A 22325-nucleotide genomic window follows, 5' to 3' on the forward strand; every position below is an offset into this window, starting at 1 on the left:
GAGGACATCATGTCGCTCGTGCTGACCGCCGCCCGCAGGCTGGCCGCGCTCGGACTGTGCGCCGCCGCGGCCATCGCCGGCCCGTTCACGACGCTCCCCGCCCACGCCGCCGCCGGCGCGGACCTCTACATCACCGTCACCCCGCGCGACGGCGGCGCATACTCGATGCACCTCACCTGTGACCCGGACGGCGGGCTCCACCCGTACCCGCTGGCGGCCTGCGACGCGTTGCGTTCCGTGGACGGGTATCTGCCTGATCTGGAGGCGGATCCCGGGCCGTGCCCGCTGATCTGGGATCCGGTGGAGGTCGAGGTCACGGGGCACTGGTACGGGCGGCCCAACCCGTACTACGAGGAGTTCGCCAACCGGTGCGTGATGGAACGCAAGCTCGGCCCGGTCACCGGCTGAGCACCTGAAGCATGAACGGCGGCGCTCGCCCCACCCGGGGCAAGCGCCGCCGCGCGCTTCCCCCGCGCGCTTCCCCCGTGCGGGACGGGGACCCCGTGTGCCTCCTCCACGCGGGAGGGGTCAGGCCATGCACTTCCTCCGCGCGCGGGACGGGCACCCCCGGATGCCTCCTCCGCACACGGGGGCAGGTGCCACTGTGCACTTCCCCCTGTCAACCCATGCTCTTCGCACCATCCAGCGACTCCCGGATGATGTCCGCGTGCCCGGCATGCTGGGTCGTCTCCGCGATGATGTGCAGCAGCACCCGCCTGGCCGACCACCGCGCACCGGGCTCGAACCACGGCGCCTCGGGCAGCGGGTGGTCGGCGTCCAGATCGGTCAGGCCGGCGACCAGTTCGTCGGTCCTGCGAGCCACCTCGTCATACTCAGCCAGCACGCCCGCCAGCGTCTCACCGGGCAGCAGGCGGAACCCGTCCACGTAAACGGACGCGTCGGCTTCGGTGGGCGGCGCCATGGACGCAGGGCCCTTCACGATGAAGTCCGCCCAGTTCCGCTCGACCTGGGTCACGTGCTTGATCAGGCCGCCGACGCACAGCACGCTGGCGGTCGTCCGCAGCCCGGCCTGCTCGTCGGTGAGGTCGCGGGCGGTGAAGCGCAGGAAGTGGCGGCTGTTGGCCAGCGCTGCCAGCAGGTCGGCCCGCTCCCCGGTCACGTCGTTGCTGCTCTTGGCCGTGCTCGGCGTGTTCGCGGTCATGGTCGTCGCCTTCCGTTCGGGTCGTTCTGCCGTACGAACAACAGACTGACAGCAATAGCGGTCACTTTCCGGCCTCAATACCCGGAAGAATCTCAGACATGGCGAACACCAGCACCCGCACCCTCCGCCTGCTGTCCCTCCTCCAGACCCACCGCTACTGGCCCGGCGCCGAACTCGCGGACCGCCTCGGCGTGTCGCCCCGCACCCTGCGCAGGGACGTCGACCGGCTGCGCGAGCTCGGCTACCCCGTCGAGGCGCAGCGCGGCGTCGACGGCGGCTACCAGCTCGCCGCCGGCGCCGCCCTGCCACCCCTCGTCATCGACGACGAGGAAGCGGTCGCCCTGACCGTCGGCCTGCAAGCCGCCGCCCAGAACCCGGTGGAGGGCATCGCAGAGTCGTCGGTGCGGGTGCTGGCCAAGGTGGTGCAGGTCATGCCGGTACGCCTGCGCCGTCGCATCGACGCCCTGCGCGCCATGACCGTCTCCGCCGGTTGGGACGGCCAGACCCGCGCGGGCGTCGACCCGTCCGTCCTCACCACCATCGCCGTCGCCTGCCGCGACAACGAACGGCTCCGCTTCTCCTACACCGCCGCCGACGGCCGGCACACCGAACGCCACACGGAACCGCACCGGCTCGTGTCCCTCGGCCGCCGCTGGTACCTGGTCGCCTACGACCTCGAACGCCACGACTGGCGCAGCTTCCGCGTCGACCGCCTGTCCGCTCCCCAAGGCACCGGCTCCCGCTTCCGCCCCCGCCCCTTGCCCGCCGGGGACGCCGCCGAGTTCGTCCGAGCCGGACTGGACAACGTCCCCCGGTCGTATCGCGTTGAGGTGGTGGTGCGGGCACCGGCCGAGGTGGTGCGCGAGCGCGTCGGCCGGTGGAGCACGGTCGAGGAGGGCGACGACGGAGAGTGCCTGGTTCGGATGGTCGTCGACTCCCTGGAATGGCCGATCATGGCACTGGGACTGATCGGTGCCGAATTCCGTGTTGTCAGCCCACCCGAGCTGCTCAATCAGGTCCGCGAATGGGGAGCCCGCTTCAGCCGAGCCCAGTAGCCCCTCTCGCAACCGCCCAGCCCGCACGCCACCCTCCCGAAACGAGCGCTCCCGCCGGACGGCACTTCCCCGAAAGGCCTTCCCTCTCGGAACGGGCGCACCGCCGAACGGCACTCCCGTCCCTCGAAGGCGCGGCCTTGGGCGAGACTCCCTGCTTTTGGACGGGACTCGCTCGGAGCGTGCGGCTTCAAGCGGAACTCTGGAGACTGACTGCCGAATTCCGGACGACCCTCTCAAACTCAGACCACCTTGCCCAGCGCTCCCGGAGGGGATGGCTCTCAGACGGGATCGCTCTTGAACGGATGGCTCTCGAATGAGATCGCTCTCGGACGGGACCGCCTTCGGACGGATGGCTCTCGAATGAGATCGCTCTCGGACAGGATCGCCTTCGGACGGATGGCTCTCGAATGAGATCGCTCTCGCACAGGATTGCTCTCGGGACAGCACTCTCGGAAAGGGCGGCCATGGACCGAAACGCAGGCATGGCACAACACGCCATCCAACGCCCTCGCCGCATAGCGATACTCGGCTGCGGCGGCAGCGGCAAGACCGTCCTGGCCAACCGCCTCGGCGCAACCCTCAACCTCCCCGTCACCCACCTCGACGCCCTCTACTACGACGACACCTGGCAGCCCACACCGCCCACCCAGTTCGCCGACCAGCAGCGGTCCCTCGTAGCCGGTGACGCCTGGATCATCGACGGCAACTACGCCTCAACCCTCCCCATCCGCCTCGCCGCAGCAGACACCGTGATCTTCCTCGACCTCCCCGCCGCGACCTGCCTCTGGGGCATCGCCACCCGCCGCTGGCGCTACCGCGGTGGCCAGCACTCTCGCACCGGCGTCTACGACCGCATCACCTGGAACTTCATCCGGTACGTCTACCGCTACCGCACGGACATGGCCCCGCGCGTCCGCACCCTGATCGCCGAACACGCCGCCCACGCCAACGTCCTGGTACTACGCAGCAGAAGAGCCGTCGATCGATGGTCCACCACCCTCCCCACCCAACAACCGAACGCGCCACACACCGACTGACACTCACCCGCACACAGCACGCCCGAGACACCCGCCATCCCGCGCCACCTATGCACGGACCGACCGCTCGCATACCGCGTGCACCGAAAACTACCCCTACGCACCGCGCCGCCCTGCACCACCGCCACATGCCGCAGGTACGGGAACCACCCTCACGTGCCGCGCCGCCCTGCACGACCGCTACATGCCGCAGGTACGGGAACCACCCTCACGTGCCGCGCCGCCCTGCACGACCGCCACATGCCGCAGGTACGGGAACCACCCTCACGTGCCGCGCCGCCCTGCACGACCGCTACATGCCGCAGGTACGGGAACCACCCTCACGTGCCGGGCCGTCCTGCACGACCGCCCACATGCCGCGTGTACCGGAAGCCATCCCAACGTGCCGCGCCGTCCTGCACGACCGCCCGCATGCCGTACGTCCCGGACCACCGTTACACGCCAGGACACCCGCCGTCACTCGCCGCACCGCTCTCACCCGCCGCACGCGCCGCACAATCCTCACCCGCCTCACCCGCCTCACCCGCCTCACCGTCCTCACCCCGCCGCCCACCTGCCGCGCGTACCGAATGATGGCCGTCGAGCATCGCGCAGCCCTGCACGACCATCGCACGCAGCCCGCCCTGACGACCGCCACCTCACGCACCCCGACCTAAATGCGTTGCGCCCACGAACAACAGCCAAGCAACATCATCACGACTTGCCGGACAACAACGCAGAGGACAGCCATGAACGAAATCCTGCTCGACACGATCCGCCACAACACCTGGGCAACCCAACGCCTCATCGAGTTCTGCCAAGCCCAGAACCTCTCGGCCGATCAACTCGAAGTGCGCGGCGTCGGCACATTCGGCGACATCCCCGCCACCCTCCACCACATCGTGCACTGCGACGCCAGCTACGCCCAACGCCTGGCCGGCATCGAGCTCCCCTGGGTCCACAACGAGGACGCCGACACCGACCTAGGACACCTTCTGTCACGAGCCTCGGAAACCGAACAAGTCTGGGAAGACCTCCTCGCCAAACCGATCGACGTAGAACGCGTCATCGTCGTGGACCAGGGAACCCGCGAGGTCCGCGTCGGCATCTTCCTGGCCCAGGCCGTCAACCACGCCAATCACCACCGCGAGCAGGTCTGCGCCATCCTGACGGGCCTCGGCATCGAACCGCCGGACATCCAGGCTTGGGAGTACGCCTGGAACACGGGCCGCATCTGGGACCGCCCCTGAGCAGCACACCGCCCCACCTCCTGAGGCCCACCTGACACCCGCCCGCCCGGCCACCTCGAGACGCCGCTGCACCACGCCGTGCTGCGCGCCAGTGCACCACGCCGTGCTGCGCGCCGGTGCTGTGCGCCTGTCGGGCTTGCGCAAGAGATCAGGCGCCACACGCAGCACCATGCCCCATCCCCGCGCCGCCGCGCCCTCGCACAATGCCCCCGCTGCCGCGCCCCGTCGCGCCTCGTCGCACGTTGGCAAGCTGTGCCCAGCACGCCTGCGCCATATCCTGCCGCCACCCTCAGCGCCGCACCGCCGCCGCAGCACCGCACCGCGCCGCCCGCGCACTGCCGCACCGCACCGCACCCCAACACCGCACCGCACCCAACACCGCACCGCCGCGCAATGCCGCGCCGTGCTGCACTGCCACTCCGCGCCGCCGCCTCGTGCCGTCACAGCCACAACGTTGCACTGCACTGCCACTTCGCGCCGTGCCGCCACTTCGCGCCGTGCCGCCACTCCAGGGCGCGTCGCACCACCGCGCCGTGCCGCAGCGTTGTGGCAAGTGCCGTGGCCGACACCGGGTCCCTACCGGACCGCGTCGATGAGTGCTCGTAGCAGGGCCACACGTCCAGGCAGCTCACCCACGACCACATGCTCATGATCCGCATGAGCCCCACCCCCCACGGCCCCCAGCCCGTCCAGGGTTGGGCAACCCACGCCGGCGGTGAAGTTCCCGTCGGACGCCCCGCCGACCGAGGCCGACGTCAGGGAGCCCAGCCCCAGACCCACCGCCAGTTCCTGGGCGAGGGTGAAGAGGGCGGCCGACATCGAGCTTTCCAGCGGCGGCCGGTTGGGGCCGCCGAGGATTTCCAGGCGGGTGCCCGGGACCACGGGCTGAAGGGCGTGCATGGCAGCGTCCACGCGGGACTGTTCGGCGATCTCGGCGACCCGAACATCGACGCCGACCGAGGCGGCGGCCGGGACCGTGTTGAAGGAGGTGCCGCCAGAAAGGACCGTGGGGGTGACTGTGGTCGGGCCGGTGCCCATGGCGGCGATGGTGAGGATCTGGTGGGCCAGCTCGATGCCCGCGTTGGCGCCCTTCTCCGGTTCGAGGCCGGCGTGGGCGGCCTTGCCGTGCACGTTGACGGTGTAGTTGGAGGTGCCTTTGCGGGCGGTTTTGAGGGCGCCGCCGTCCGCGCTGGCCTCCATGACGAAGGTGGCGGCCAGGCCGCGGGCGGTGTCCTGGATGAGGGGGGAGGAGGTGAGGGAGCCGACCTCCTCGTCGCCGGTGATGAGCAGGGTGATGCCGTCGAGCGAGCCGAGGCCGGCCAGGGCGTGGAAGGTCTGGACAAGGCCGGCCTTCATGTCGAACACGCCCGGCCCGCGCGCGACCCCGTCCACGAGGGACCACGGGTGGGTGGCGAGGGTGCCGATGGGCCAGACGGTGTCATGGTGGCCGAGCAGCAGGACCTTGGGGGTGCCGAAGGACCAGCGCAGGTGGGTGACGCCGTCGATCACCAGGAACTCGGGTGCGGTGCCCAGGTGGCGGGTGCCCATCGCGGCCACCACCTTGGCGCTGCGGGCCACCGCCTCCAGGTCGCTGGAGAAGGACTCGCACAGGACCAGCTCCTCCAGGTCCTGGACGAGGTCGGCGGTCTGTTGGGAGGTGTTGCCTGGTGTGCTCATGATGGTCGTCCCCCGAGGAAGTAGTCGCTGGTGGGGTGGGTGGGTGAGGTGTCGGTCATGCGAGCAGCTCGCCGAAGAAGCGGTGGACGTTGCCGCCGATGATCTGCATGACCTCCTTCTCCGGCAGCCCGCGGGCGAGCAGGCCCTCCGTGACCATGGGCAGCCCCGCGGGCCCTTCCAGACCGGGGACGGCCTGCTTGGGGTCGACGCCTCTGGTGTGCAGGTCTTCGCAGCAGGGCGGCGTCAGGTCGTCCATCACCTCGCGGATGAAGTCGGGGCCGAGGCCCACGTGATCGACGCCGGCGACGGACACGATGTGCTCGATGTGGTCGAGCAGGCGGTCGAGCGTCATGTCCTCCTCGCGTTCGGCGAGGAACGGGGCGAAGAAGTTGACGCAGATGACGCCGCCGGTGTCGGCGATGGCGCGGAGCTGATCGTCGGTGAGGTTGCGGTGGTGGTCGCGCAGGGCGCGGGCGGAGGAGTGGGTGGCCAGGACCGGTCTGGTGGCCAGCTCCAGCACGTGTGCCACACCGGTGGCGCCCAGGTGGGAGACGTCGAAGACCATGCCGAGGCGCTCCATCTCCTGCAACGCGGCGACGCCGTGGGAGGTCAGGCCGCTGCCCGTCGCGTCCTCGCCGCTGCCGTCGGCCAGCGGGGTGCGGCCGAAGTGGGCGATGGAGGCCACCCGGACGCCCAGCCGATGCATGGTCGAGATCAGCTCGACGCTGGCGTCGAGGCCGGGCATGCTCTCCATCGCGAGCACCAGGGCGATCTTGCCCTCGTCGATCGTCCGGTCGATGTCGGAGGCGTCGAGGCAGAGGCGTACGTGGTCGGGATTGCCCTCCGCCAGCACGTGCGCGCACTCGATCATCCGCAGGGTCTGCCGCAGTGCGCCCTCCGGGCGGTACTGGTCGTCGATGAAGACGGGCAGCACCTGGAGATCGACGCTCCCTTCGAGGAGCTGGGGCAGCCATCTCTGCCGGAAGAAAGAGGCCCACTGCTGCGGCGGCCTGGCGGAGACCGCCATCAGGAGGTCGTTGTGAGTGTCGGCCACGACTGCGCGCTGGTGCAGGGGAAAGGTCATGGCAGGACGTTATCGCGAGGCTGGGACCTGCTCCAATGCGTCCCAGGTTTGATCTTTTGGATCACTTGTACGACTGGGGTTTGATGGGGGAGGTGTCGGTCCAAGGGGGGCGGCGCTGCTCAGGTTTGGCGGGGCGGAGGGCAGGCGCGGCGGTTCGAGGGCGGGGGGCGGTTCAAGGGTGAGGGCGGCGGTTCAAGGGCGAGGGCGGCGGGTAGAGGGCGGCGGGCTGAGCGTGGCGGTTCGAGGGCGGCGAGGGTGAAGGTCTGAAGGCGAGTGCGGCGGGTCCAGCGTGGTGGGTCGACCGTGGTGAGCCGAGGGCGAGCGCGCCAAGCCCAAGGGCGAGTTGAGGCGAGCGTGGCCGGTTCAGGCCGACCGAGGTCGGACGCGCGCTACCCGGCCCCGATCACCCGATATGCGGGTCGCGGCGGCCGCGCCGTGAGCCGCCGGTACAGCGTCGTAGTCCCCGGCCAGTTGTTCGTGACCCGCCCGGACGCCGTCTTGTACCAGCTCTGACACCCCGCCCCCCAAACCATCCGATCCATGGCCGCGTCAAGCTGCCGCCGCCACGCCGCCATCACCTCGGGCCGCACCTCGATGGGCCCACTCCCGCCCAGGTACGGCAGGCAAGCCATGACATGATCAACCTGGCACTCGATCATGAAGACGATCGAATTGTGCCCCAGGTTCGTGTTGGGCCCGTACAGCATGAACATGTTCGGGAACCCAGGCACCGAGATCCCGAGATAGGCCTCGGCCCCGTCGGCCCACCGCTCCTCCAGCGTCTGCCCGTCGCGCCCGACGACCTCCATCGGCGCAAGGAACTCGGTGCTTTTGAACCCGGTCGCGTACACGATCGTGTCCACCTCGTACGTCCCCTCGGTGGTCTCGACCCCCTTGGACGTGACCCGGACGATCTTGTCCGTCACCACGGACACGTTCGGCCTGGTCAGTGCCGGATAGAAGCTGCTGTCGATGACGACCCGCTTGCACCCCGGCGGATAGTCGGGCGTCAGTTTCGCCCGCAGCGCCGGGTCGGGCACCTGGTCGCGCAGGTGCCGCAGCGCCCGCTGCTTGAGCAGCCCCACGCTCCACCCCTGGGAGAGGGCGGGGTAGAGGGTGCCTTCGGCGTACCGGTAGATCCATTCGCGGTAGGCGCGCTGCAGCCCAGGGACGTAGTGGAAGGCGAGCCGCGTCAGCGGCCCGAAGGCGGCGTCGGGCTTGGGGATCACCCAGTTGGGCGTGCGCTGGAAGACGTGCAGGTGCTCGGCGCGTTCGGCGACGCGGGGGATGAGCTGGGCCGCGGAGGACCCGTTCCCGATGACGGCGACGCGGCGGCCGGTGAGGTCGTGCTCGTGGTTCCACCGGGCGGAATGAAACGAGACCCCTTCGAACTCCGCCATACCCGGAATGTCAGGCATACGGGGACGGTTGAGCTGCCCCACCCCCATGACCAGCACGTCGAACGCCTCCGTACCGTCCGCCGTGCTGATCTGCCACTGCGCGCCGTCGAAGACAGCCCGCCGCACTTCGGTGCTGAAGCGGATTTTTCGCCTGACGTCGTATTTATCGGCGCAATGTTCGAGATATCCGAGAATCTCGGGCTGCTCGGGGTAACGGCGCGTCCAGCTCGCATACTTCTCGAACGAGTACGAGTACAGATGCGAGGGAATGTCGCACCCCGCCCCCGGATAACTGTTGTCCCGCCAGGTGCCGCCGAGATCCCCGGCCTTCTCGAAGACCGTGTACGAGCGAATCCCCGCCCGTTCGAGCTGGATCGCCATGCACAGCCCGCCGAAGCCCGCTCCGACGATCGCGACGCGTGGTGCCATGCCGCCCTCCGCACGTAAGTCAGGATTCACTTACATTACGCCGAACCGCGTTCTGAAGACACCCCTCGCCGCGCCCGCCGCGAGCCGCCCCGCGGGCCGGTAGTCTGCGCAGGTGGCTGCTGTGACGTTGACTGACGTGATCGAGGTGCTCGAGGCGGCCTACCCGCCCGCCCGGGCCGAGTCGTGGGACGCGGTGGGGCTGGTCAGCGGCGACCCGGCCCAGGCGGTGCACCGGGTGCTGCTCGCGGTCGATCCGGTCGCCGCCGTCGCCGAGGAGGCGCTCGACTGGGGCGCCGACCTGATCGTCACCCACCACCCCCTCTACCTGCGCGGCACCACCTCCGTGGCGACGACCACGCCCAAGGGCAGGCTCATCCACACCCTGATAAAGAACGACATCGCCCTCTACACCGCCCACACCAACGCCGACGTCGCGAACCCGGGCGTGTCCGACGCCCTGGCCAGGGCCGTCGGGCTGGTGGGCGACCTGGTCCCGCTGCAGCCGTTCCCCGATGACCCGTGGCGCGGGCTGGGCCGCATCGGCGAGCTGCCGGAGAAGACGACGCTGGGGGAGTTCGCGCGGCAGGCGGCCGACGGGCTGCCGCGCACGCCGGCGGGGATCCGCGTGGCGGGCGACCTGTCCCGCCCGGTCCTGCGCGTGGCGGTCAGCGGCGGCGCGGGCGACTCCCTCCTCGGTACGGCCGCCGCCGCGGGCGTCGACGTGTTCCTCACGGCCGACCTGCGGCATCATCCTGCCAGCGAGTTCGTGGAGTCGGGCGGGCCCGCGCTGATCGACGCCGCGCACTGGGCCACCGAGTGGCCGTGGCTCGACAGCGCGGCGTCCATCCTGCGCGCGAGTGGCGTTACCGTTGAAACACGTGTCTCCGCCACGGTCACCGATGCTTGGACAAGAGGATATTGATCATGAAAGCAGCCCCCGAGGCACAGAAGCGACTGCTCGACCTGGCAGAGCTCGACTCCGTGATTGATCGGCTGGCGCACCGCCGCCGCACCCTGCCCGAGCTGGCCGAGATCGACGAGCGCTCCAAGTCCTTCGCCAAGCTCTCCACTCAGGTGATCGAGGCCGAGACCGAGGCCGGCGACCTCGCCCGCGAGCAGACCAAGGCCGAGAACGACGTCGACGCCGTCCGCACCCGGGCCGACCGCGACCAGAAGCGCCTCGACTCCGGCGCCGTGACCTCGCCGCGCGACCTGGCGAGCCTGCAGTCCGAGATCGCCTCGCTGCAGAGACGGCAGGGCGACCTGGAGGAGGTCGTGCTGGAGATCATGGAGCGCAGGGAGGCCGCCGACACCAAGGTGCGCGACCTGGCGGCCAAGCGCGACGAGGAGCGGGCCGCGCTGTCCGCGGCGGAGGACCGCCGCGACGCCGCGCTGGGCGACATGGAGAAGGAGGCGGGCGAGGTGCAGGGCCGCCGCACGGGCGTCGCCGGCGACATCCCCGCCGACCTGCTCAAGCTCTACGAGAAGCTCAAGGAGCAGTACGGAGTGGGCGCCGCCATGCTGCACGGCGGCCGGTGCCAGGGCTGCAAGGTGGCCCTGTCCATCGCCGAGATGAACCGCATCAAGGCCGCCCCGCACGACGAGGTGCTCCGGTGTGAGGAGTGCCGCCGCATCCTCGTCCGCACCGCAGAGTCCGGCCTGTGACCTCGTACGTCATCGAAGCCGACGGCGGCTCGCGCGGCAACCCGGGCCCGGCGGGCTACGGCGCGGTCGTCAAGGACGCCTCCGACGGCCAGGTGCTGGCGGAGACGGCCGAGGCGATCGGCGTCACGACCAACAACGTCGCCGAGTACCGCGGCCTGATCGCCGGCCTGCGGGCCGTGCTCGACCTGGCCGGCGACGGGGCGGCGGTGGCCGTCCGGATGGACTCGAAGCTGGTCGTCGAGCAGATGGCCGGGCGCTGGAAGATCAAGAACGAGGGCCTGCGCCCGCTCGCCGCCGAGGCCGGCGCGCTGGTCAGGCGGCTGCGGGTGACGGAGTGGACGTGGATCCCCCGCGAACGCAACTTCCACGCCGACCGCCTGGCCAACGAGGCCATGGACGCCGCCGGCAAGGGCCTGACCTGGAAGGCAGGCGGCACCAGCACCTCCACGGCCGATCCGGAGCCCGGCGAGGGCCCGTCCAAACCCGCCCGTAAGAGCGCCGGCCCGTCCAAACCCGCGCGCCAGACCGACCTCCTCGACGCGGGCGACATGTCCGAGCTGTCCGCCCCCACCGCCTCCGTGGCCACCGCCCAGCAGACCGCCAGAGCAACCCCCTCGGGCAAGGGCACCGGCTGGGCCCCGCCGACCCGCGTCGCCACGTCCCTGCTGCTCCTCAGGCACGGCGAGACCGAGCTGTCCCTCGAACGCCGGTTCTCCGGCCGTGGCGAGGCCGAGCTCACGCCGAACGGCCTGGCCCAGGCCTCGGCGGCCGCCGCCAGGCTGTCGCGCGACCCGTACCGTGTGGACGTGGTCGTCACCTCGCCGCTCAAGCGCGCCAGGCAGACCGCGGAGGCGGTCGCCGAGCAGGCGGGCGTCGAGGTCGAGGTGTTCGAGGACCTCAGGGAGGCCGACTTCGGCGCCTGGGAGGGGCACACGTTCACGGAGGTGCAGCGCCGCTGGCCCGCCGAGCTGTCGGCCTGGCTGGCCGACCCCGACGTGGCCCCGCCGGGCGGCGAGAGCTTCGCCGAGACCGCCCACCGCGTGCAGGCGGCCAGGCAGCACCTCGTCGAGCGGTACGAAGGCAAGACCGTGGTCGTGGTCTCCCACGTCACGCCCATCAAGCTGCTCCTCAGGGACGCGCTGCTGGCGCCCCTCGAATCCCTCTACCGCATGCACCTCGACCTGGCGTGCCTGTCGCTGGTCGAGTACTACGCCGACGGGCCTGCCGTCGTGAAGACCTTCAACGACACCGCCCACCTGCGCTGACGCCGCATCGATGGGTGGCCGTGCCGGGAACCGCCAGTGACTGCCCGGCACGGCCGCCGCGTCGCCACCGCCCCCCTCAGGCGGTGACTCCGCCATTCCAGCGAATCGATCTTGTCGCTGAGTTGGGAACGGCTTGAGATTTGATAAGGTCACCCAGACGAGTCGGCCGGGCGACCGCGTCGGGCCACACCAGGCCCGCCGAGGAAGGTCCGGGCTCCACAGGGCAGGGTGGTCGGTAACGCCGACCCGGGGTGACCCGCGGGACAGTGCCACAGAAAGTAGACCGCCCTCCGGCCTGGCCGGGGGGTAAGGGTGAAAGGGTGGTGTAAGAGACCACCAGCGCCCACGGTGACGTGGGCGGCTAGGTAAACCCCACCCGGAGCAAGGTCAAGAAGGGACGCTCTACGGAGCGTTCCGCGCGCGACGTTCGAGGGCTGCCCGCCCGAGCCGCGCGGGTAGACCGCTCGAGGCCGCCGGCAACGGCGGCCCTAGATGGATGGTCGCCCCTTCATACGAAGGACAGAACCCGGCCTACAGGCCGACTCGTCACCTACCGGCCCGGCTTGTGCCCGAGCCCTCGGGACAGCTCACAGCCTTACTCCGTGGCTCGGATGCTTCGGCCTGCCTTCTTTGGGCTGCTGAGGACGTCTGCGGTTGTCCACTCCGATGGCCAGGGCCACAGCGCCGATCATGAAGCCTGCGCCCACGATGGCGAGAGCTACGGCCTTGCCGATGTCCGCCATCGAATCGACGACCAGAGCGCCGCACCCGGCGAAGAACAGGATCACCGAGCCAACGGCCAAGCACACGTTTCGCCCCATCACGGGAACGATCGTAGAGGCGTGGCAGGGGCAGTTGGATGCGGCCGACAGCTCGGTAGCGCACGTCAGAGTGGACTGGCCCTACCCGCCTGGGGTCCCCGGTCGGCCATTCCGCCATATCCGGAGGGAAGGATGTCGGCCCGTCGGGTGGCGCGCGGGCGCGGGCAGGCTGACACTCGAAGCCATGGACATCGGCAACGGCGCGGACATGGGCGCGCGCCGGGAGCGCGTCGCCCGCCTGCTGGAGAGATCACAGTCCGCGTTACGGCGGGCCGAAGAGCTGAAACTGAACGCGGACGCGAGCTGGCAACGGCTGGCGATCCGGGAGGCGGACGCCCGCGAACGGCTGGAGCGCCTGCGGGCCGACGGCCGGACCTCCGGGGCCGTGGGCCGCTTCCTGCTGCCGTGCATGGACTACGCCGATCCCCGCGACGTCGCGGCGACGGCGCTGCGGGCGGCACTGGAGCTCACCGGCGCCGACATGGGTGACGTGCAACTGCTCGACGGGGCCGAGGGTGGGCTGACGATCGTGGTGCAGCAGGGGTTCCGTCCACCGTTTCTGGACTTCTCCGCGGTCGTGCACGACGCGGTCACGCGCGACGCAGGCACGCGCGACGCAGGCACGCGCGACGCAGGCACGCGCGACGCAGGCACGCGGGATGCGGTCACGCGCGATGCCGTCACGCGGGATGCGGTCACGCGCGATGCCGTCACGCGGGATGCGGTCACGCGCGATGCCGTCACGCGGGAGGTGGAGCGGGACCTGGCTGAGACGCCCGTGGGGCGGGTGCTGCTGGATGCGGAGGCGCGTACCGTGCACGCCATGCCCATCCTCGACGACCAGGGCGCGCTGCTGGGGATGATGTCGATCCACTACCGCACCGTGCGCGACCTGACGATGGCGGAGCGCGGCCTGCTGCGGGTGCTGACGCACCGCCTGGGCCGGCTGCTGCAGGCGACCAGGCTGCCGCCGCTGGCGACCTCCACGCTATGATCTTCAAGGACGTCCTGCGCCGCGCCACCACGCGGTCCCATCCCGCACCCGTCCCGTGAACCCGTGGCGCCCCTGCTGATTCAGACCGGTCGTTTCGCGGCATATCGATCGGTGTCGGTACCCGAGCCGATGCCATGGGTCCGGCGCGGCCCGTGAACGTGCCGTGGGGGAGGGAAGAAATGGAGATCGGGGACTACGCCCTCGGAAAGACACCTGTGGTGGCGCTGGTGTGCTCCGCGGGAGGGCTGCCGGCGCTGAGCACGGTGCTGTCCGGGCTGCCCGCCGACCTTCCCGCGGCGGTGCTGGCCCTGCAGCACATGCCGCCCGACCGGCCCAGCCTGCTGCATGTCCTGCTGGACAGGGCGACGGCGCTGCAGGTCGAGCAGGCCGAGGACGGGCAGCCGCTGACGGCGGGCCGGGTCCTGGTCGCCCCGCCGGGACGGCACACCTTGATCACCACGGAGGAGACGATCGCGTTGATCCCCTCCGGCAGCACCCCGCCGTACCGTCCCTCGGCCGACCTGCTGCTGACCACGCTGGCCGTCGTGACGGGGCCGCGGGCGATCGCGGTGGTGCTGTCCGGCCACGGCAACGACGCCGCCACCGGCTGCACCGCGGTGCACCGCTTCGGCGGCACCGTGATCAGCGCCAGCCTGGAAAGCTCCGCCCAGCCGGCCATGCCGCAGGCCACGATCGGCCGCGACGCCATCACCGATCACGTGGTTCACGTGGACGATCTCGCCGCCATGCTGCTCACCCTGACCACCACACCGCTCCTCGAACCGCCCGAGAGGTGACGGCGCGGGCGTTGAATGTGCCGGAGAACAAGGGGTATGTGCGGGCCATGAGCGAGGTGACGTCCTTGAGCGAGCACCAGCACGACTGGTTGCGGCAGGCTCGGGAGAGGGGCCGGCGAGCCAGGGAACGGTCGGAGCAGGCCCGGGAGCGGCTCCACGCGGCGCTCGACCAGACGGAGGCCGCTCTCCGGCGGCTGCACGAGCTGGAGGTCGAGACGAAGCGGCCCGGCGGTATGCGGGAGGCGGAGGCGGGCCTCCCGGCGGGGTGACGTCCGGGGAGGCGGCTTCCCCGAAAGGCGACGTTCGTGGCAGGGGGGAGACGGCTTCCCCGCAGGGTGATGGCTGCAGCAGGCGGGGGCGGGCTCTCTGGCAAGGCGGCGTTGCGTGGCCCGTGGAGGCGGGCTTCCGCGCAGAGTGACGTCTGTGGCAGGCGAGGTGGCTTCCCGGCAGGGCGACGGCTCGCGGCACGGGGAAGCCGGGCTGCCGTGCAGGGGGACGTCAGCGGCGGGTGGAAGCGGGCTTTTCGCCAAGTGACCGCTCGGGGCGGGTTACCGTCGCGCGTGCCCCAGGATGTGCGTCAGTCGCGGCATTCCCGGTTGGGGCGCGAATCCGAACCTTTCCGACTCGATCACCTCGAACCCGGCTTGCCGGATCGCTCCGAGCGTGTCCCGATTCGGTCGGCAACCGCCCGCCGCTCGTCGCCACACCGGTGTGACGATGTCCTCCAGCAGGCCGAACGCCGGGTTGGGTGAGCGTACGTGCTCGTAGAACCGCAACCGCCCGCCGGGCCCGAGCACCCGTGCCGCCTCCGCCAGCGCCCGGGCCTGCGACGGGACCGAGCAGAGCACCAGCGACACCACCACCTCGTCGAACGCCCCGTCATCGGCCGGCAGCTCCTCGGCGTGCCCGGACACCACCGACACCGGCACCGGTGTCGACGCGGCCTGCGCCCTGGCCAGGTCCCGCAGCGTGTCGTCCGGCTCCACCGCCACGACCCGCGTGACCGCCGGAGGGTAGTGGGCGAAGTTGCGGCCGTTGCCCGCTCCGACCTCGAGCACCGTCCCCTCTGCCCCGGCCAGCAGCCGTCGCCGGTGCTCGTAGCCGCCCCGCCGGTCCACGAGCTCGGCCACCCGCGCGTACGCCTGGGCGAAGCGCGGGTGCTGGAAGTCGGTCTGTCGTGTCATCGCATCCCCTCGGAACGGTTCCTTTCCAGCATGCCTCACCACCCGATCATGACCCTGCCCGATCGCCCGGCCGGATTTCCCTGGTTGGATCGGGCTGGGGGGTCGGCCTGCGGGATGGGGTCTGCGGGGTCGGGCTGGGGGGTCGGCCTGCCCGGTAGGCCTGCGGGGTCGGGCTGGGGGTGGGCCTGCGGTGTGGGTCTGCGGGGTCGGCCTGCGGGATGGGCCTGCGCGAATGGGCCTGCGGGATGGGGCGGCGGGGTCGGGCTGCGGGGTCGGGCGGCGGGATGGGCCTGCCGGATCGCCTCACCGGATCGCCCCTCTGGATCGGCCTTACAGGAGCGCCCGGCCGATCGCCTTGGCGACCAGTTCGCTGACGCGCTCCACCGCCTCGATCCCCGCCCCCAACGACCGATGCCGCCGCGAGACCACAGCGATCAGGTACGTCCGCCCACCCTCCCGAACCCGCCCGATGCTGTTGACCGTCCACCGCCCCCCATCCCGCTCCCGAGGCAGCCACCCGTTCTTGACCTCGGCCTTCTCCCCGGCCGCGCTCACCCCCCACGCCTGCTCCGGCGCCACGTCCCGCATCAGGCCCAGCACGTACCGGCGGTGCCGCGCCGACAGCGGGCTCTTGGCCGACACCAGCGCGTTCAGCAGCCGCACCTGGTCGGCGGCGCTGGTCGTGGTGGAGCCCCACGACCCGCCGGGGCCGGGCCGGGTGTCCCGCAGACCCAGCTTCTTGTTGGCCTTGGCCAGGCCGGAGCCGCCCCCGATGGCCGCCCACAACCGGGACGCGGCGGCGTTGTCGCTGACCTTGATCGCCTGCGCCGCCGCCCGCCTCTCCCACCCCGTCAGCGCGCGCCGCTGCCGCTGGGCGCGCAGCAGCAGGGCCATCACCATGTCGACCTTGACGATGCTGGCCGTGGCCGTCCTGAGGCCGGGGTTGTAGGAGTAGGACAGGCCGGACGAGAGCTCCCGCACCGGCACGGCCAGATCACCGTCCACGCCCCGTAGGTAGCGGTCGAGCGAGCGTGTGAGGCCTTTCCGATAAGAGCGGTACGAGGGCGCCGGGTAAGAGGTGTACGTGGGCGCTGGGTGAGAGGTGTACGAGGGCGCCGGATCAGACGGATACGTGGGCGCCGGATCAGACGGGTACGAGGGCGCAGCGGCGGTCACGGGGCCGAGGGGGAGGGGCGGAGGCTCGGGAACCCCGCTGAAGGTCAGAAGAGCGAAGGCGACGGCCGCACCGGCCCACCGCCCCGAGGGATACGCGGGCACGTCAAGCTACCCGGAAGCCGACAAGTCGTGCCATGCCATGAAATGCATGGCAGGCAGCATCCCGGCCCAGGTGTTTCCACCGTGTTAGCTGAGCTGCATGAGAACACGGTGAGGGGCGGAGGTGATCCGTCCCGCCGTCGAGCTACCATCGGCGGCCCCGTCCAGAGGGCATATAGCTCGACGTCGGGCACCTCCGCCCCTCCGGCCCCTGGGAGTCAGGACCGGCGTCGCGAGGAGCGCCATGGGCAAGTGGAGAACCTCGCTGGCAAAGCGACCTTAACCCCGCCCCCGCCGCCCGTTCTGCGGAGGATTACGCAGAACGCGACTCCCATGCGGAAAGAATGGCCGCCTCCTTCTCCGGGGCCATGCCGTGCCGGTTGTTCTTGCCGTAGTTGCGTTTGTCCTCGGGGATCTCGCGCAGCCAGGCCCACGTGTCGCGCACCGTCTCGGCCACCGGCCTGGTACGCAGCCCGGCCGCCACGGCCTTGGCCGTCGGGACGCTCCAGAAGTTGTCCCTGATCTCCGACGGCGGGCTCCACAGCGGCAGCTCCACGAACGCCCCCGCCTCCTGCTCCACCAGGAACGCGTCGTCCACCCACACCAGCTCGGCGCCGGACTCGGTGGCCGCCACGCACTCGGCCAGCCACGCGCCGTACGTCGTCTCACCGACCCGGCCCGTCACCAGGAAGCTGCCGGACGCGCCGCGCGCCGCCTGGTCGAGGGTGAAGACCGCCACGTCGCGGGCGTCCACGATCTGCAGCGGCCCGGAAGGCTCGCCGGGGGCCAGGACCCTGCCGCCACGGGAGATCCTGGTCAGCCACCACGGCAGCCTGGCCACGTCCTCGTGCGGGCCGAGGATGACGCCGGGCCGCACGATCAGCGCGTCACCGTCGAAGCCCTCCTCGACCGCCCGCTCGCAGCCCGCCTTCAGCACCCCGTAGTCGCCGTCGTCGGGCCCCGCGTCCGGCGCGCACGCCCAGCCGGGCGCCTCCTCGACGGCGGGCTTGGCGGGGAAGCCGTCGACCGCCGAGACGCTGGACACGAACGCGTACGTGGCCACCCGCCCCGACAGCACCGCCACCGACTCGCCGACCACGCGCGGCACATAGCCGCAGGTGTCGACCACGACGTCCCACTGGCGGCCCTCGGCCAGCCGCTCCAGGTCCGCGCGCACCTCCCTGTCGCCCCGCACGGCCTCCACGCCGGGCACGTCGGCCCCGCTGCGCCCTCTGTTGAACGTCGTCACCTCATGGCCCCGCGCCAGCGCCGCCTCCACGACAGCGCGCCCCAGGAACCCCGACCCGCCCATGACCAGAACCTTCATGGGTTCAATCCTCGCTCGTGACCACCGTGCGATCGAACGTCTTCACGCAGAGCGTAGGGCGCAGCGGCGGCACCAGGTGCACGCGGGCGGAGCCGATGTCGAAGTACAGCCCGACCAGCTCCAGCTTGCCCGCCCGCACCTGCTCGTCGACCTTGCGGTAGGTGCGCAGGTTCTCGAGCTGCTGCTGGACGTTGACGCGGCACAGCACGTCCAGCGCCCCGGCGTGCAGCCGCTCGCCCTCGGTCTCGATGAACGTGGCCAAACTGTGGTCACCGTGCCGCAGCCACCTGCGCAGCCCCGGCAGGCTGCCGGCCTGCACCCCGCCGCTCAGCACCCCGGCCATCGCGCCGCAGCCCGAATGCCCGCACACGGTGATCGTGTGCACGCCCAGCACCTGCGTCGCGTACTCGATCGCCGCCACCACCGAGTCGTCGTGCGGCTCGGAGCCCTTGCGCGGCACCAGGTTGCCGATGTTGCGCACGGTGAACAGGTCGCCTGGGCCGCTCGCGGTGATCAGGCTGGGCATGATGCGGGAGTCGGCGCACGTGATGAACAGATGCGACGGCTGCTGCTTGCGGGCCAGCTCGGTGAAGATGGGCCGGACGAGCGGCGCCGTACGGCGGTGGTACTCGCGCGCGCCCGCCGTCAGCAGGCACTCCGGCGCGCCGTCGTGGGACACGCTGACCGGCTCCTGCTCGCGGCGCCGGTGCGCCCACGGCAGCCACCAGCGGTCCGGCGCCTTCAGCGGCGACTTGGCGGGCAGCGTGCGCGCCCCGCTGGCCGCCAGCGCGTACCACTCGTCGTGCAGCTCGTCGATGACCACCGTGCCGCCCATGCGCTCGTGGTCGAGCCGCCAGGAGTGGATGGCCTCGAAGGCGCCGTTGTCCATGAAGTCGATGTTCAGGTCGAGGTCGACGGTCGTGGCCGCGGGGATCGTCCGCAGCTCGTGCGTCAGCCTGGGCACGCCCAGGAACGTCAGCGACCCCGAGATCGTCACGTTCAGCCGCCCGTCGCGGTCCTCCCGCTTGAGCACCGTCACCCACGTCAGGCGGCGCAGCGCGAGCAGCGCGGCCAGCGCCAGCCCCGCCAGCACCCCCTCGGCCAGGCCGAGCAGGATGACGGCGGCCATCGTCACCATGTACACCGGCACCTCGCCGTGCCCGTGCACCTTCCTGATGTGGCCCAGGTTCACCATCTGCACGCCGATCAGCACCAGCAGCGCGGCCAGCGCCTCCAGCGGGATCAGCGTGATCGTCCAGCCGAAGCCGAGCGCGAACACCAGCACCCACACGCCGTGCAGGATCGCCGACCAGCGTGTACGGGCGCCCGCCCGGACGTTCGCGGTGCTGCGCACGATCACCCCGGCCACGGGGAGGCCGCCGAGCGCGCCGCTGACCATGTTGGCCACGCCCTGGCCGGTCAGCTCCTGGTCGAGGTCCACCCGGCGCCCGCCGTGCATGCCGTCGATCGCCACCGAGCACAGCAGCGACTCGCACCCGGCGAGCAGCGCCACCAGCAGCACCGAGGTCACCACCAGGTGCCAGTCGCCCTGCGGCAGCACGGGGAAGGCCCACTCGCCGAGGCTGTCGGACAGGTCCACCCGCGTCACGTCCCAGCCGAACGCCCACGCCGTCACCGCCGCCGCGGCCAGCGCCGCCAGCGGCGCGGGGATCACCTTGACGCGTCTGGGCAGCCGCGTCCACAACGCCAGGACGGTGATCGTGAGGATGCCGACGGCCACCTTGTGCCCGTGCAGGTCGGCGATCTGGCCGGGCAGCTCCAGCACGTTCGCGACGGCGGACTTCTGCGGGCTGCCGCCCAGCACCACGTGCAGCTGCGACAGGGCGATGATCACGCCGACGGCCGCCAGCATGCCGTGGATCACGGCCGGCGACACCGCCAGCGCCGCCCTGGCCGCCTTCAACACTCCCAGCACGAGCTGGACGGCCCCGGCCAGCAGAGTGATCATGCAGGTGGCGCGCCACCCGTACGTGTGCACGAGATCCACGACCACCAGCGACAGCCCGGCGGCGGGGCCGCTCACCTGGACAGCCGAACCGCCCAGCGCGCCCGCCACGACGCCGCCCACGACGGCGGCGATCAACCCGGCGGCCAGCGGCGCTCCGGAGGCCATCGCGATGCCCAGAGAGAGGGGCACCGCGATGAGGAAGACGACGAGCGAGGCTGGCACATCATGCCGGAGGGTGCTCATCCAGCTACTCTGCGTGTCGCGGAACATGGAGCAAACCCTATGGCTCCGTCGTCCTCGCTTTAGGGGGGAGTCGCGCTGGTTTTACCTATTAATGGGTACTGGAGATCACCGGTAGTAGTCGTGCGGATAGTCCTGCTGATCCGGGCCGCGCCGGTGGTTGCCGCGGCCGTCGCCGCGCGCCTGCGCGGGCTGGCCGGGCCACGTCCCCGCGGCGCCGTTGCCCGCCGACGGCGGGTCGGGCCAGGCTGCGGGACTGGTCGTGATGTCGCCGGTCTCGTACGCGCCCGCCGCGAACGGGGAGGCGGGCGGAACCGGCGGCGTCGGGGTGGACGACGACAGCACGTCGTAGTTGGAGACGGCCCTGCCGGGCACGGTCGGCGTGCCGCTGGCGGGGGAGGGGCCGGTGAGCGGGTCGGAGTCGTCGGCCACGGCCCAGCCGGAGCGCACCTCGTACGAGGCGGGATAGGACGAGGACGACGACGAGCGCGCGGCGGGCTGCTCGAACGCCGGCCACGAGCTGGCGCCGGGGTAGGGCGTGGCGGAGGGGGCGGGGGCCGGGTCGTCCAGGATGTCGGCCGAGGCCGCCCAGGAGCCGGACGTGGTGCCCGTGGGCTGCTGGGTCCACGTGCTCTCGAGCGCGTCTGCCGCGCCGCCGCCGTATGCGGGGAACGGGTCGCTCGTCGGCGCGCCGTGGATGGGGCCGGGAGCGGCCGGGAAGTTGCCGCTGGAGGTCGGGCTCACCGCGGGGAACGAGCCGCTGCCGTTCGCGGTGCCGGGGTAGGCGTTGGAGGAGATCGCGTTGGACGAGACGGGGGTGGGCCGGGGGGAGGGGGCCGGCTCGGGACGGGTGGGGGCGGGCACCGGCTGGGCCGCCGCGCCGAGGATGCTCAGCACGTCGGGCGTCGGCGCCGCGAACGTCATGGTGCGCTGGTCGGCCAGCTCGGCCTGGCTGGGAGCGCGCTTCTGCGGCTCGACCAGGTCGGCCAGGTTGGCCGACGCGGCGGCGGGCTGGCGCTGCGGAAGAGGAGCCTGAACGGTGGCCGCGTTGGGGTCGACGCCCGCGGAGGCGGCGGCGGGCCGCGGCTTGGCGGCGCGCTCGGGCCGCTTGGCGGGGCGCTCGCCACGCTTGGGCTGGCGCTCGGCCTCGGGACGTTCCACCGGACGGGACGCGCCCTTCCTGGCGGCCACGGTGCCCCCGGCGCCGAACTCGCCCTCCTCCGCGTCACTGCGGATGTTGGCCCAGAACTCCTCGTCATCGTCGTCGGTCGTCGGGTTGCCCCACTCGTCGACGCCACGCCTGCCACGCTGACCGGTACGCACCGGTTTGGCCTTGACCTCGTCGATCGGACTGAAGTCAGGGCTGAAATTGGCCATCCGCGGCTCGTGCGCCGCGAACTGGTCCGTCGAACGAGTCTGTGTCTGCTCCTCCTTCTCGGCCATCTCCTTCAGCCGTTCCGGAGGAAGCGAGCTCTCCCTGCGGTTCATCGAGCGCATGCCCAGTGCCACGACGACGAGCACGAGGAGCACGACAGCGACCAAGCTCACTACGACCGCGATCATTGCACCACCCTCAAAGCCATGGCCTCCCTCTGGCACCGATGAGATCGCGCGGCCATCGACGCGATCTGCCCCCTTTGATCACCAGTGCCTAACAATTGGATCTGATTGTGTCGGACCACTATGAGAGTTGTCACACCCTACGTGAATAATTG

At 71.2% G+C, this 22325-nt stretch carries 20 protein-coding genes and 1 other RNA gene; 11 read left to right on the plus strand and 10 right to left on the minus strand.

Going from position 1 to position 22325, the window contains the following annotated elements:
- Positions 1–9: 9 nt before the first annotated feature.
- The gene (locus tag ABD331_RS00330; RefSeq protein ID WP_344470070.1) at positions 10–408 is read left to right on the plus strand and encodes an SSI family serine proteinase inhibitor; all 399 of its coding nucleotides are present in this window, start codon (positions 10–12) and stop codon (positions 406–408) included.
- A 211-nt stretch (positions 409–619) separates the two neighbouring features.
- Here the strand turns inward: ABD331_RS00330 and ABD331_RS00335 are convergent, their stop codons facing one another.
- On the minus strand, positions 620–1162 hold the full coding sequence (locus ABD331_RS00335; RefSeq protein ID WP_344470072.1) for a DinB family protein: 543 nt from the start codon (positions 1160–1162) through the stop codon (positions 620–622).
- 98 nt (positions 1163–1260) lie between these two features.
- On the opposite strand from ABD331_RS00335, the gene ABD331_RS00340 reads away from it, so the two are divergent.
- From ABD331_RS00340 to ABD331_RS00350, 3 genes are all read left to right on the plus strand, one after another.
- Complete coding sequence (locus ABD331_RS00340) at positions 1261–2217, plus strand: helix-turn-helix transcriptional regulator (protein WP_344470074.1); 957 nt, start codon at positions 1261–1263, stop codon at positions 2215–2217.
- Positions 2218–2681: 464 nt separating this feature from the next.
- The gene (locus ABD331_RS00345) at positions 2682–3254 is read left to right on the plus strand and encodes a P-loop NTPase family protein (RefSeq protein WP_344470077.1); all 573 of its coding nucleotides are present in this window, start codon (positions 2682–2684) and stop codon (positions 3252–3254) included.
- Positions 3255–3982: 728 nt separating this feature from the next.
- The gene (locus ABD331_RS00350; protein WP_344470078.1) at positions 3983–4483 is read left to right on the plus strand and encodes a DinB family protein; all 501 of its coding nucleotides are present in this window, start codon (positions 3983–3985) and stop codon (positions 4481–4483) included.
- A gap of 576 nt (positions 4484–5059) precedes the next feature.
- Here ABD331_RS00350 and ABD331_RS00355 read toward each other — a convergent pair.
- From ABD331_RS00355 to ABD331_RS00365, 3 genes are all read right to left on the minus strand, one after another.
- Complete coding sequence (locus tag ABD331_RS00355) at positions 5060–6160, minus strand: M20 family metallopeptidase (protein ID WP_344470079.1); 1101 nt, start codon at positions 6158–6160, stop codon at positions 5060–5062.
- A 55-nt stretch (positions 6161–6215) separates the two neighbouring features.
- Positions 6216–7244: a dipeptidase gene (locus ABD331_RS00360; RefSeq protein ID WP_344470081.1), complete on the minus strand. Its 1029-nt coding sequence runs from the start codon at positions 7242–7244 to the stop codon at positions 6216–6218.
- Positions 7245–7633: 389 nt separating this feature from the next.
- Positions 7634–9073 (minus strand): flavin-containing monooxygenase, encoded by a 1440-nt coding sequence (locus ABD331_RS00365; RefSeq protein WP_344470083.1) that lies wholly within the window; start codon positions 9071–9073, stop codon positions 7634–7636.
- 121 nt (positions 9074–9194) lie between these two features.
- On the opposite strand from ABD331_RS00365, the gene ABD331_RS00370 reads away from it, so the two are divergent.
- The 4 genes from ABD331_RS00370 (at position 9195) to rnpB (ending at position 12553) form a co-directional block, all read left to right on the plus strand.
- On the plus strand, positions 9195–9995 hold the full coding sequence (locus ABD331_RS00370) for a Nif3-like dinuclear metal center hexameric protein (RefSeq protein WP_344470085.1): 801 nt from the start codon (positions 9195–9197) through the stop codon (positions 9993–9995).
- A gap of 2 nt (positions 9996–9997) precedes the next feature.
- Positions 9998–10738: a zinc ribbon domain-containing protein gene (locus ABD331_RS00375; RefSeq protein ID WP_344470087.1), complete on the plus strand. Its 741-nt coding sequence runs from the start codon at positions 9998–10000 to the stop codon at positions 10736–10738.
- Positions 10735–12003, plus strand: coding sequence for a bifunctional RNase H/acid phosphatase (locus ABD331_RS00380; RefSeq protein ID WP_344470089.1), 1269 nt, complete (start codon positions 10735–10737; stop codon positions 12001–12003). The genes ABD331_RS00375 and ABD331_RS00380 overlap by 4 nt, the downstream gene beginning before the upstream one ends.
- A gap of 158 nt (positions 12004–12161) precedes the next feature.
- An RNA gene (rnpB, locus tag ABD331_RS00385) (RNase P RNA component class A) lies at positions 12162–12553 on the plus strand.
- A 37-nt stretch (positions 12554–12590) separates the two neighbouring features.
- On the opposite strand, the gene ABD331_RS00390 is transcribed toward rnpB, so the two are convergent.
- Positions 12591–12827 (minus strand): hypothetical protein, encoded by a 237-nt coding sequence (locus ABD331_RS00390; RefSeq protein WP_344470090.1) that lies wholly within the window; start codon positions 12825–12827, stop codon positions 12591–12593.
- A 181-nt stretch (positions 12828–13008) separates the two neighbouring features.
- On the opposite strand from ABD331_RS00390, the gene ABD331_RS00395 reads away from it, so the two are divergent.
- The 3 genes from ABD331_RS00395 (at position 13009) to ABD331_RS00405 (ending at position 14884) form a co-directional block, all read left to right on the plus strand.
- Positions 13009–13818, plus strand: coding sequence for a hypothetical protein (locus ABD331_RS00395; RefSeq protein ID WP_344470091.1), 810 nt, complete (start codon positions 13009–13011; stop codon positions 13816–13818).
- 179 nt (positions 13819–13997) lie between these two features.
- Positions 13998–14615 (plus strand): chemotaxis protein CheB, encoded by a 618-nt coding sequence (locus ABD331_RS00400; protein ID WP_344470092.1) that lies wholly within the window; start codon positions 13998–14000, stop codon positions 14613–14615.
- A 65-nt stretch (positions 14616–14680) separates the two neighbouring features.
- On the plus strand, positions 14681–14884 hold the full coding sequence (locus ABD331_RS00405; protein WP_344470093.1) for a hypothetical protein: 204 nt from the start codon (positions 14681–14683) through the stop codon (positions 14882–14884).
- A 279-nt stretch (positions 14885–15163) separates the two neighbouring features.
- Here the strand turns inward: ABD331_RS00405 and ABD331_RS00410 are convergent, their stop codons facing one another.
- The 5 genes from ABD331_RS00410 to ABD331_RS00430 all read right to left on the minus strand — a co-directional run bounded on the left by ABD331_RS00410 (position 15164) and on the right by ABD331_RS00430 (position 22173).
- On the minus strand, positions 15164–15799 hold the full coding sequence (locus ABD331_RS00410; RefSeq protein WP_344470094.1) for a class I SAM-dependent methyltransferase: 636 nt from the start codon (positions 15797–15799) through the stop codon (positions 15164–15166).
- Positions 15800–16129: 330 nt separating this feature from the next.
- Complete coding sequence (locus ABD331_RS00415) at positions 16130–16804, minus strand: serine hydrolase (protein ID WP_344470095.1); 675 nt, start codon at positions 16802–16804, stop codon at positions 16130–16132.
- A gap of 583 nt (positions 16805–17387) precedes the next feature.
- On the minus strand, positions 17388–18401 hold the full coding sequence (locus ABD331_RS00420; protein ID WP_344470096.1) for an NAD-dependent epimerase/dehydratase family protein: 1014 nt from the start codon (positions 18399–18401) through the stop codon (positions 17388–17390).
- 4 nt (positions 18402–18405) lie between these two features.
- Positions 18406–20640 (minus strand): SulP family inorganic anion transporter, encoded by a 2235-nt coding sequence (locus ABD331_RS00425; protein ID WP_344470097.1) that lies wholly within the window; start codon positions 20638–20640, stop codon positions 18406–18408.
- A 78-nt stretch (positions 20641–20718) separates the two neighbouring features.
- Complete coding sequence (locus ABD331_RS00430; RefSeq protein ID WP_344470099.1) at positions 20719–22173, minus strand: hypothetical protein; 1455 nt, start codon at positions 22171–22173, stop codon at positions 20719–20721.
- Positions 22174–22325 lie beyond the last annotated feature (152 nt).

This window comes from Nonomuraea monospora, assembly GCF_039531895.1.
In the GTDB taxonomy this organism is placed as follows: Bacteria; Actinomycetota; Actinomycetes; order Streptosporangiales; family Streptosporangiaceae; genus Nonomuraea; species Nonomuraea monospora.